Source organism: Pseudomonas graminis, from assembly GCF_004364335.1.
Classification (GTDB): domain Bacteria; phylum Pseudomonadota; class Gammaproteobacteria; order Pseudomonadales; family Pseudomonadaceae; genus Aquipseudomonas; species Aquipseudomonas graminis_D.
Genome location: NZ_SOCR01000001.1, coordinates 117,800 through 130,066 on the forward strand (window position 1 = coordinate 117,800; position 12,267 = coordinate 130,066).

Genomic DNA, 12,267 nt, shown 5'->3' on the forward strand with positions numbered 1-12,267 from the left:
TTTACTTCTCGCCCATTGTCTTGTTGCTTCCCAAGCCTGGGATGGCGATACATTCGACGCGAGACTCTTACCGGGCCGACTGTTTTGGATAATTCTTACATCACCTCTAAGGTATGAAATTTCTGGATTGTCATAATGAGTTTCCAACGACTTGAGCCAACCCTCGCTCGTCAACCCTTTCGCCCTCACAGCATCTGCGGTGACGAGCGGCCTAGCAGATGCGTTTGACTTCGGTGAGGCGACCAAGTGGGTGGTTGTAGTGCAAATGCACGCGCAGGCGCCCGGTCGCGCTGATGTCAGTTAGCGTGCCATCGGCCGTGCATGTGAAATGCAGGTAATGCCGAGAGCCACGTCAGCACTAGCTGATCTCAGGCTGGCATGATTCGCCAGTTTTGCTCCGATCAGGAAACTAAAGCACCGAGAGAGATCAAACCTCTTGCCTTTGAACCGTCCTTTTGGTCATGTCCTCTATGGAACACGTACTCCCAGAAGCCTCGTTAAACGCGCTGCAGTCGTCAAAGGCGGGCCAGCGGTGATGAATCAATATAAAATAGGGACTTTCACGCCGTTAACGGCGTGCTCTAATCGGGCTCGACGATTTGTAAAGACATACACCCGTCAATTTCGTAAGTCCTCACATTGACGATAAAAATCAGTATATTCTCGTGGATTTTCATCGCAACCCAAGCCCGCCTATCAGAATTATCTTTGTCTCTTAAAGATTGCAGACACTTTGTCGCACCGTTAAGCACGCGCCCCTGAGATTTTAGGTTATTAGCGCGAAACTCTATTATGGAACGGATTGCCGGCAATTCCTCTTCGTTGTAGCTATTTACATCTAAAGGAATAGGAAGTCGGCCATTTACAATTTTTGCTTTAGCTATCACCTCAGCAGTTCGGCGATCAAAGTGGCCAGATTTAATAAATCTTTCAAAGTCTGCGCTCTCTAATAAATCTTTAGAGTTCATTTGGATCAAACACCTTTAGGCCAGATCGACTCCTTGCAGTAGCACTTCTGACTCACCATACGCATCTGGAGAAAACTTCCGTGCACACGCATCACCTGGCTTGGGAGTTCCTGTAGGAGTACCTAGCACAACGCTTCCCGGCCCGTCCTTTTCTGCCCACCATTTAGCAACTTCCGGATCACGCGTTCAAGATGTAAATGAGCTTTCCCCGGAAACGCCGCCGAGGTTATGTGTCTCTTCCCAAGGAGTGCTATTAATATTCCCGCGCTTCACGATACCATTTCTCGCATTAGCAATCTCCGGATGATTAGCGCTTACGCCCCGTACAACTTCACACTGCCACCTTGGCGGGTTGATCCAACCACTTAGATTTAGGGGTATAGGTTGTTGCCCCCCTGCAACCCAAATCGCATCTTGCGTAATGAACCTCCCATCCTCCGGATCGTAATATTTTAACGCGTTGTAGTGCAGCCCGTTTCGTAGGCGAAGTACTGACCCTGAAACCGCCCGACCTGCGCCAGTCCCTTCCACCACAGGTATTTGGATTTGCGTATGGCGTCGATGATGGTGTGCGGCAGACCATCGTCGCTGTTTAGCTACTCATTAATATGGCCAAAGGCATCAACTCCAGCAACTTCCTTATGCCTTGACGCACTTGTGCCCACTAAGGCTACATTTGGTAACCGTGCTTTGGCCTTGAAAAACTCAACCACCCATAATTCAATCGCCAAGATCACCGATGACCATCAACTCAAATAACTTCGACCACTCTAGAATCAGACCTTGGCTCGACTGTCCGCTTGAAGGGTTTGGATACTGTACTGAAACACACGTCAAACCCATACTGCGTTTCGCCACTCTTACTGTAGGTATGGACACCAGCAACTACGACCTTATACAACCCACGTTGAATCGGAAGTTTTTTCCAACCGGTATAGTCTTCCCACTCCCAAAAAACCGCCATATCTGCAACATATACGTCATCAAGTGCAGACAGATGAAAAAACTTGTCTTCAAATATTATCTTTCGTCCTTCTACCTCAGGCGACTCATCTACAAAAAAACGAACCCGGTAGGTTCCATCGTCAATCCCCATTATAGGTAATGCAAGTCCCTGGTCTAGAACCTCATCTCCTTTTTCCGTGGTGGTGAACTCTTCTAATATATTCTGCCCTTTAATTATTTTACCTCCGAACAGGCTAAGCAAACTCGGATAGACAAATATTACAATCCCATTGAAATCCACATCAACATCACACTCAAAGTTCATGAACAGCCTCCTTTGGCACTGCCTGCAGCTTTCTTATACCAATTAATTAACGACTCATAAGCCGCTTTAGGCGTCACGTTCTTCGCAATAACTTCGCCAGTTGCCGGAATACGAAGATCGCCTTTAAGATGAGAAACAGAATCAAGATTTCTTCCAGCAGCCTCCATCAACTCGTCAGCACTTCCAGTCCAACCACCCTGCAAACTCCCAATATCAGGCCTGATCGCTCTGTGAAGCTCTTCATGCATGCCTTTTTCATAAGGTATGGGGAAAAACTTAGGAGTTTTCCACTTGGTGCCTAACTCATTAAGGCCGACACTATTAGCTTTCCCCCTTGGAATCATATGATGGCCCATCCCGTCAACGTTCCAGGCCCACGGCATCCATCCCAGTGGGTCAATCCATGCTGTCGGGTTAGCCGCATAATGGTATACGTTAAGTCCACCGTACAACCCGATCGGGTCTTGAGTAATGAACCGCCCAACTTCCGGATCGTAATACCTGAACGTGTTGTAGTGAAGACCCGTTTCGTCGTCAAAGTATTGGCCTTGGAAACGCAGGTTCTGCTGAACCTCACTCACAGCAAGCGTCTCGACCTCGCCCCACGACTTGTATGTCGCCTGCCACACGATCTGGCCGTCGACATCCGTCATCTCAAGCGGCGTGCCGATCTGGTCGGTATGGAAGTAGTAAAGCTTCTGCTCTGCCTCACATTCGTTTTGGTCAACCCGAGCCAGAGGCGCGTAGCTACCCGGCTCGTAGATGTACAGGCTGCTCTGGCCCGGCGCCTCTTCGCGCAACATTCGCAAGCCTTGCCAAAGGAAATGCTTGTGTTCAGTCTCGCCTTTTATCTCGGAGGTTTTGCCAATCCGCCGCCCCAAGCTGTCATACCGATACGTGCCGACGCTGTGCACCTGGCTGTTAACCATCGTCTCCGCACGCACGAGCCGGTGTTCACAGTCGTAGGTGAACGTCTGCAGCTTGGTTAACCCTGACCGTTTCTCAATCAGATTGCCCCACGCGTCGTAGGTATATTCCTGGTCGCGCCACTGCTTGATGCGGTTGTCTTTAACCTGATCGAATTGGCTGGTGTTGAAGTTCAGACGGTTGGCCGCAGCGTCGTATCGGAACTCTTCGCTATCAACCAAGCGGCCAGTGTCGCGACTGTGAAGCTGACCATTCGCCTCATACTCGTACTTAATCTCACCACGCAGTTTGTCCAGCGTGCGGGTCAGTTCGCCCGCCGGGTCGTATTCATAGCGCCGGTGGATCGGGTTGTACGCATGATTGACCAGCAACGAGGTATTGATGCCTGGGTTCTGGATCTGCGACAGCTTTTCAGCCGGAATGGTTGATGCGAACTGCCAGCTCTTTCGGCCCATCGCGTCGTAACCGAAGCAACTGGTTAGCTTGCCCTGGGACCGATAGACCTCGCGATGCAGGTCATCGCGCTCCATGTCGCTGATGAGCAGACCATCAAGGTTGAGCTGATGCAGGTGACCGCTGCCGTAGTACAGATGATTCAGGTGCTGACCCGTCGGCAAGGTCAGCGTGGTCAGGCTACTGAGCGGATCGTACTCGTAGGCCAACGCCCCTTGCGGCGTCGTTTCTTTTACCAAGCGACCCAGCAGGTCATAACTGAAGTCGAGGGTCTCTTCCTCAACGCCCAGCTTCTTGCCAATGCTTGAAGGCAGGCGATGGATGCTCAGCAACCGGTCTGCTTCGTCGTAACCATAATCCTGCCGCGCATCCTCGTTCACTTTGGCCAGCAACCGGCCAATCACATCACGCTCAAACTCGGTGCTGCGTTGCGGCCGCTCTGCCCTGTCCCCGTAGCCGATTTCCTCGACTCGCGTCAGATGCCCGCCCACGTTGTAGGTGAACCGGCGCGTCAGGTTGTCGATGCGCTTCTCTTCGATCAGCCGATCCGAGGCATCGTAGGAAAATCGGTACGCAGCATTGTTTTCGTTTACGAGGGCAGTAAGGCGAATCGCCTTGTCGTATTCGTAACTGATGCGCTGGCCCTTGGCGTCCTGGCGGCTGGCAGGCAGTCCGCGCGCCGTGCGCAGCAGACGCGTAATCTGACCTTTGCCATCGGTGTGCGTCAGAACCTGGCCAAGTGCGTTGTAGGTAACGGACTCAGCGGTGCCGTCCGGGTGCTCGATGCGTACCACTTCGCCGTCGGGTTTGCGCTCAAGTCTTGTCGTCTGATTCAGCGCATCGGTGACGGCAGCCAGATGAGACCGATCATCGTAGGTGTAGAAGGTGTTTTTGCCCGAGCAATCCTGAAACCGCTCGACCTGCGCCAGCGCGTTCCACCACAGGTATTTGGATTTGTGTGTGGCGTCGATGATGGTGTGCGGCAGACCGTCGTCGCTGTTGAGGTACTCGGTTTGTGGCCGAGTGCATCGATTTCAGCGATCAGGTTGCCTTTATCGTCGTATCGGGCTTTCCAGACACTGCCGTCGGGGAACGCGGTTTCGGTCACCAGCGTCGTACCGAGGTGGTGTTTGTAGCGGATCTTGCGGCCCAGCGGATCGGTCTCTTCGATCAGGCGAGAGAAGTCGTCGTACTTGAACGCCAGCTTATTGCCATCGGGTAGCGTGATGCCGGTCAGGTTACCGGCTTCGTCCAGGTCCATGGCGTAGCGCTCGCCGCCATAATCGCGGCTGGCGATGACAAGGCGGTCCTCGTTGAAGTGCACTTCAAGCTCACGGCCGAGGACGTCTACCGCCCAAGAAGTTCTGTTCTTGAAGTCGTAGCGGAAATGAAAGTGTTCGCCATCGCTGGTCCAGTGCTCGACCACACGCGGGTGACCGTCGATGGTTTCCCAGCGGTAATTGCAGCTCAAGCCCAGCGCATTGCTGTGGCTGATCATCACGCCTTCCGCATAACTGAAGCGGCGCATCGTATCGGCGTTGCGGTTGATCACTTCGCTCAACTGGCCGTCGTCGCTGTAGCGATACTGAACGAGGGTTTCGACGGCTTCATTGCCCACTACGCGTTTGACGTCAGTCAGGCGGCCCAAAGGATTGTCGTAGTGCAAATGCACCCGCACGCCGCCGGGGGCGCTGATGTCGGTAAGCGTACCGTCGGCGGTTCGGGAGAAATGCAGGTAATGCCCGAGTGAATTTTCCAGACGTTGCAAGGGCGCCGGCGTGTTGTCGTCAGAAACCTCGCCGAAATAGAAGAAGGTGTTATCGAGGGTTTGAAGGAGGTAGTGGCCGCCGGGCGATCGGACCAGATAAATCTGTTCGTAGGGGTTGTAGATACTTTCGCCGGGCTCGATGTCGACAAAGGGCACGCTGCGGCCCTGGTTGTCGGTGAGGTAAACAAAGCTACCACTGCGGCGCAGGCTTTGCTCCCACGGCAGGACCCATCCGCGGCCAAGCACGCTGTCGACGGTCAGGTCGCTTGCGTAGAAGCGGGACCATTCGATTGGCATCAGGCCGGGCAGCACGAAGTCGGTTTCGCCTGAATCCAGCAACAATTTGCGGCCTGTTGCGAGATCGACGGGATTGGCAACCTGCCCCGAAGACTGTCCCGAGCGCAGGCCAGTGCGGAAGCTGGCTGCGAGATAGCTGCCTACGCTTGGAATTGCCGCGTCTTGGCATCCGGTGAGTGGCTATCTGAAATCTAACCGCACCGACGCTACGAGCCTAACTAGTCGCTCCGCTTAGGCGCAATAATCCACCTTTGGCAATACCCCTTAACCGCCGCTACGCCAACTTGACGTTAGGGCTCTTCTATCACATATTCCAAGTGTCAAAAATATAACGCCCGCGGTAAGCATATTCCGAATAGTTAGAGCTCAGCTATTGAGGTGCGCACAGTGTCGCAGAAAAACGCTTCAAAACTTTCGTACATAACTTCTTTGGCAGCATCTCGCTTAAAAGCCAGCTCCGTCAATACTACTACCGCCTCGCCCGACGGGCTAAGCTGAGAAGTATCGATAGAAAATAAAGGACCGTAGCCCGATGCCTTAACTACGATCATTTTCGGATCCGCATCTCCCGCATCTCGAGCAAACTTTGTTGCAAAACACACGCAGGGCACCTCCGCGGCTGTGAGCCCGCTTTTGGTAATACCATAATATGTGTTACCACCAAAAGATAACGCACCAAATTTTTTAAGGAACAGCTTATAGGAGGCAGGAAACTGAACCCCTAATGCTTTTTCGAACTCAGCTATAACTTCATCACTCGCGCCTCCGGAAAATGCAGGCTCGTCACTGCTCAAATTCATTTCGTTTTCAATAATATCTATATAAGTCATGATCACCTCTCAAAAAACTAAGGACCGCTCTTTCAAATAGGTGTTTTTCCAAGCATTGAAAGGACTGCGATTCGACGTTGCGGTTGATCACTTCGCCCAACTGGCCCCGTTGGTGTAACGATACTGGACGAGGGTTTCAACGGCTTCATTGCCCACTATGCGCTTGACGTCGGTTAGGCGGCCCAAAGGATTGTCGTAGTGCAAATGCACCCGCACGCCGCCGGGTGCGCTGATGTCGGTAAGCGTAACGTCGGCCGTTCGGGAGAAATGCAGATAACGCCCGAGCGCATTTTCCAGACGTTGCAAGGGCACCAGCGACCGGCAACTTCGCCCGCAACGAACCCTGCGGTGAATTTCATGACGCACGGCATAATGGCTTTCATGCCCGTCTGGCGGCCGGCCTTGATTAGTCGGGGTGATAAGCCTTCTCGCAGTGACACTATAGGAAAGTGGAACCGGCCTCATCTTCATCTTGTTGAACCATTTTTACGACGAGTTCCCAATCCTCCCCCTCGATAAAATTTCTTCCAAAAAAGACATACGTCATGACTCCACCAAAATAATCATCCCCTCCAGCCTCGACAGAGAACTGGTGTACAAATGACATTGGCACACCATCTAAATATCGCCAACTTGGTTGGTGGAGCCAACGAGGGCGTTGTCCGTAACTAACGAACCTCCCCTCTAGTTCATCTGCAACCCAAGCTTTTGCTGACTTGGGCGTTGCCGAAATCCACGTCAAATCCGGCCGCGGCAGATTCAAACCAATATATTTTTCATACAGCGCTTTTACAAACGGCTCAGCTTCCTCATGACTGACTCCGGCATTAAACTTTTTCGATGCAATCTCGATGACCACTGAACTAAATAAAATATAGCTCTTATCCATATCTACCATGAGTTCACTCCCTTAATCACTTCCAACAATTCGGAACCTGCGTGCCTAAACTTGTCCACAGCGGCATGCTGCCAGCGATCAACCTCAGTCAGGTTGGAACTACCATGTACACCTTCGCCGCCAACACGCTGTGGAACGTCTGTGTGATGCAGTTCATAGGGTAAGTCTTTAACACTTACCTTACCCGTCTTCAGGTTTCTTATTTTTGCAGTTATGTTCGGCGGCTGCCCCCCGGCCATTGCTGCTAGATTTCGCGGAGAATAGATGGAAACGGGCTTACTCATTTCTTCAGCTGCCGTATTTTTCCAGTAATTTTTCCGTGCAGTTGACCAGCATTCCCACCCCCAAGGGTCGATCCAACCTGTCGGGCTCGGGACATATTTATATTGACCCTGGAACCGCAGGTTTTGCTCAACCTCGCTCACCGCAAGCGTTTCGACTTCACCCCACGCCTTATACGTCGCCTGCCACACGATCTGGCCATCGACATCCGTCATCTCAAGCGGAGTGCCGATCTGGTCGGTGTGGAAGTAGTAGAGCTTCTGCTCTGCCTCACCTTCGCTCTGGTCAACCCGGGCAAGTGGCGCGTAGCTTCCTGGCTCGTAAATATAAAGGCTGCTCTGCCACGGCGTTTCCTCACGTAGCATCCGCAGGCCTTGCCAGAGGAACTGCTTGTGTTCTGTCTCGCCGTTTATCTCGGAAGTTTTGCCAATCCGGCGACCCAGGCTGTCATACCGGTACGTACCAACGCTATGCACCTGGCTGTTAACCATCGTTTCCGCGCGAACAAGGCGATTTTCGCAGTCATAGGTAAAGGTCTGCAGTTTGCCCAACCCTACCCGCTTTTCAATCAGGTTGCCCCAGGCGTCGTAGCCATATTCCTGATCACGCCATTGCTTGATGCGGTTGTCTTTGACCTGGTCGAACTGGCTGGTGTTGAAGTTCAGCCGATTAGCCGCAGCGTCGTACCGGAACTCTTCGCTATTCACCAAGCGGCCGGTGTCTCGACTATGCAACTGACCATTGGCTTCGTATTCGTACTTGATCTCGCCACGCAATTTGTCCAGCGTGCGGGTCAGTTCTCCTGCTGGATCGCACTCGTACCGCCGATGAATCGGGTTATATGCGTGATCGACCAGCAACGACGTGTTGATCCCTGGGTTCTGAATCTGCGACAGCTTGTCCGCAGGCAACGTCGATGCAAACTGCCAGGACTTGCGCCCCATCGCGTCATAGCCAAAGCAACTGGTGAGTTTGCCTTGGGACCGATAGACCTCGCGATGCAGGTCGTCGCGCTCCATGTCGCTGATGAGCAGACCGTCGAGGTTCAGTTGATGGAGATGGCCGCTGCCGTAGTACAGGTGATTGAGGTGTTGGCCTGTCGGCAACGTTAGCGTGGTCAGGTTGCTGAGCGGATCGTATTCGTAGGCCAGCGCACCTTGCGAAGTAGTTTCTTTGATCAAGCGGCCAAGCATGTCGTAGGCAAATTCCAGCTTTTCTTCGCCGATGCCCAGCTTTTTACCAATTGCCGAAGGCGAGCGGTGAATCGCAAGCAGTCGGTCTGCTTCGTCATACCCGTAATCCTGCCGCGCATCCTGATTGACCTTGGCCAGCAAGCGGCCAATCTGATCACGCTCAAATTCCGTACTGCGTTGCGGCCGCTCTGCCCTATCCCCGTAGCCGATTTCATCAACACGCGTCAGGTGCCCGCCCAGGTTGTAGCTGAATCTGCGCGTCAGATTGTCGATGCGCTTTTCTTCAATCAGTCGATCCGACGCATCGTAAGCAAACTCATAAGCCGCGTTGTTTTCGTTGACCAGTGCCGTCAGCCGAATCGCTTTGTCGTACTCATAGCGAATGCGCTGGCCCTTCGCGTCCTGCCGGCTGCTTGGCAAACCGCGCGCATTACGCAGCAAGCGCGTGGTCTGACCCTTGCCATCAATGTGCGTCAGCACCTGCCCAAGGGCGTTGTAGGTAAAGGCCTCAGCCGTGCCATCAGGATGCTCGATGCGCACCACTTCGCCGTCAGGCTTGCGCTCAAGTCGTGTCGTCTGATTCAACGCATCGGTGACGGCAATCAGATGAGATCGATCATCGTAGGTGTAGAAGGTGCTTTTGCCCGAACAATCCTGAAACCGCTCAACCTGCGCCAAGCCATTCCACCACAGGTATTTCGACTTGTAGGTAGCATCAATAATGGTGTGCGGCAGACCCTCTTCGCTGTTGAGATATTCGGTCTTGTGGCCCAGCGGATCGGTTTCAGCGATCAGGTTGCCCTTATCGTCGTAACGCGCCTTCCAGACGCTGCCGTCCGGGAAGGCGGTTTCGGTGATCAAGGTGGTACTGAGGTGGTAGCTGTAGGTGATGCTTCGACCGAGCGGGTCGGTCTCTTCGATCAGGCGCGAAAAATCGTCGTACTTGAATGTCAGACGATTCCCGTCCGGCAGACTGATGGCGGTCGTGTTTCCCGCTTCATCCAGATCGATGCCGTAACGCTCACCGCCAAAGTCGCGGCTGGCAATGACCCGTTTGTCCTCGTTGTATTGCACTTCCAGCTCGCGCCCGAGGACGTCGACGGCCCAGGACGTTCTGCTCTTGAAGTCGTAACGGAAATGAAAGTGTTCGCCGTCACTGGTCCAATGCTCAACCACGCGCGGTTGGCCGTCGATGGTTTCCCAACGGTAGTTGCAGCTCAGACCCAATGCGTTGCTGTGACTGACCATCACGCCTTCGGCGTAGCTGAACCGGCGCATGCAATCGCCATTGCGATTGATCACTTCGATGAGCTGACCGTTGTCGTCGTAGCGGTACTGGACGAGGGTTTCAACGGCCAGGTTGTCGACGATGCGTTTGACGTCGCTCAGGCGGCCCAGCGGGTTGTCGTAATGCAGGTGAATCCGCACGCCGCCGGGCGCGCTGATGTCGGTTAGCGTTCCTTCGACCGTGCGGGTGAAATGCAGGTAATGACCCAGCGCATTTTCCAGACGCTGCAACGGCACCGAGGTGTTGTCGTCCGGCACTTCGCCGAAGTAGAAAAACACGTTGTCCAGGGTTTGCAGCAGGTAGTGCCCACCCAGGGTACGGACCAGATGAATCTGCTCGTAGGGGTTGTAAATGCGCTCCCCGGGCTCGACGTCGACAAAGGGCACGCTGCGGCCCTGGTTGTCGGTAAGGTAAACGAAGCTTCCGCTGCGGCGCAGGCTCTGCTCCCAGGGCAAGACCCAGCCCTGACCCAACACGCTGTCGACGGTCAGGTCGCTGGCATAGAAGCGGGACCATTCAATCGGCATCAGGCCGGGCAGTACGAAGTCGGTTTCGCCTGAATCCAGCAACAGTTTGCGGCCGGTCGTGAGGTCGACGGGATTGCCGATAAAACCGCCCAAGACTTTCCCGACTGCCGGGCCAATGATGTAGGTGCCCGTGAGGTAGCTGGCGGCAACAGTCGCGCCGAAGCGCAGCGCGCACGGCCCTGCAGCCTTCAACCCTTGCGTCAGCCCTAGCTTGGCGACTGATACCAGCGCTTTACCCATCGATGCGACGATCATCAGCACGTCGACAACGACGCGAAGCCAACCCGGAATTTCGTCGTCGATATGGAGGTATTGAACCGTGCCGCCTCCGATGAACACATCGTCCGAGCCGCCTGAAATCCGTGCACCACAGGTCAGCCTGTCATCCTTACGCGCAGCAGCCACGCTGTTGATGAAGACGTTGGATGAGCCTTCGGCGACCTGAACCGGCGCAGGATGCTTTTCGCACCGGCCGAGGCTGAGCTCGACATGCGCGGCATTGCGGTTGTTGATGTACACATCGGTCGAGCAGCCGGGGAGCTGGATCTCCCCGGCCGGCGAGCTGAACATCTTGCCGAAATACTCCCCCAAAGCCGGCAGCGCACTAGCAAGAAGCCCCAGGGCGATGGGCATCAGGAAAGCAGCGGTGCCTCCCGAGCACACCAGGGTGGCGGCATAAGCGGCAATCGCCAAACCGACGACTGCGCCTGCCAGAAACCTCGCCAGGGCGCTGGTCTGTTCAATTTCACCGTTGTATCGAGCGGCTTCAAACATGGTTATTCCTGCTCGGGAGTTTCAGCAGGTGAATCCTGGGTATGCCGGGGTTGGAAGCTTGCGAGCAGTTGCAGCCAGTTTTCGGTTTGTGCGGCGCCCCCCAAAGAATCGCTGAATTAGCTGGTTTACTTACGGCGAAGACACCCATCGGAGAAGACTGACAAGTATCAATCGAAACGTTAGGTATAGGCCTAAGCGGCGCGCCTGACCGAAATTGCTAAAGAAGTTATCTGAACTTGTTAAAGAGCAGTGCTGCATTAGGGTTCGCCGATCCCACGACCTGAATTGCAGCTTGGTAGTGATTCCCTAGAACTGAGGTTCTTCTTCAAGCTCTGCGATGAATTGATCAAACGATTTAGCGACCATTCTCTGAGCGGCAATTTGATTCGCAGCCATGCTTACCTCCTCACGAAATGTATCCACAGCGTAAAAAACAACGGAACCATTGAGCATATCAAGACAGAAGAAGTTACCGCCATCATCTGTCGCGAACGGCAGAAGTGTGTGTGGAATTACCTGCCGCTCACACATCAGCTTGTAACACCCCTCAATAAACCCCGTATCGCTTGCGTTTCCTGCCCCATCGAAAAAAATAGGCTTGAAGTCCGAAATTTGCATCGGTTCGTATCCATCCTCTGTGACAACCCAACTCCTGCTGGGGATACCTCCATTAGACTTTAGGTAGAGTTCAATAAAGGAAGCCGGCAATTTGAATCCAACAGATTTCTCTAATGCGGCTATGTGAGATGGTTCAATTTTTTTTTCGGGTTGCATTAACTTAAAGTCTTGCAT

At 53.7% G+C, this 12,267-nt stretch carries 6 protein-coding genes and 2 pseudogenes; all 8 read right to left on the reverse strand.

From position 1 onward, the window contains the following. Positions 1-581: 581 nt before the first annotated feature. The 8 genes and pseudogenes from EC919_RS00515 to EC919_RS00550 all read right to left on the reverse strand — a co-directional run bounded on the left by EC919_RS00515 (position 582) and on the right by EC919_RS00550 (position 12,267). The gene (locus EC919_RS00515) at positions 582-968 is read right to left on the reverse strand and encodes a hypothetical protein (protein WP_133770195.1); all 387 of its coding nucleotides are present in this window, start codon (positions 966-968) and stop codon (positions 582-584) included. Positions 969-1,719: 751 nt separating this feature from the next. Beyond that, a complete protein-coding gene (locus EC919_RS00520) occupies positions 1,720-2,238 on the reverse strand; it encodes a hypothetical protein (protein WP_133770197.1) in 519 nt (172 codons plus the stop codon). Beyond that, positions 2,235-5,770, reverse strand: a pseudogene (locus tag EC919_RS00525) (RHS repeat-associated core domain-containing protein); the annotation flags it as partial. The gene EC919_RS00520 and the pseudogene EC919_RS00525, both read right to left, overlap by 4 nt. Positions 5,771-6,042: 272 nt before the next feature. Then, a complete protein-coding gene (locus EC919_RS00530; RefSeq protein ID WP_133770199.1) occupies positions 6,043-6,513 on the reverse strand; it encodes an SMI1/KNR4 family protein in 471 nt (156 codons plus the stop codon). Between the two features lie 67 nt (positions 6,514-6,580). Beyond that, a pseudogene (locus EC919_RS00535) lies at positions 6,581-6,825 on the reverse strand (hypothetical protein); the annotation flags it as partial. A 127-nt stretch (positions 6,826-6,952) separates the two neighbouring features. Then, a complete protein-coding gene (locus EC919_RS00540; protein ID WP_133770203.1) occupies positions 6,953-7,411 on the reverse strand; it encodes a hypothetical protein in 459 nt (152 codons plus the stop codon). Continuing rightward, positions 7,405-11,475, reverse strand: coding sequence for a DUF6531 domain-containing protein (locus EC919_RS00545; protein ID WP_133770204.1), 4,071 nt, complete (start codon positions 11,473-11,475; stop codon positions 7,405-7,407). The genes EC919_RS00540 and EC919_RS00545 overlap by 7 nt, the downstream gene beginning before the upstream one ends. A gap of 306 nt (positions 11,476-11,781) precedes the next feature. Beyond that, a complete protein-coding gene (locus tag EC919_RS00550) occupies positions 11,782-12,267 on the reverse strand; it encodes an SMI1/KNR4 family protein (RefSeq protein ID WP_133770205.1) in 486 nt (161 codons plus the stop codon).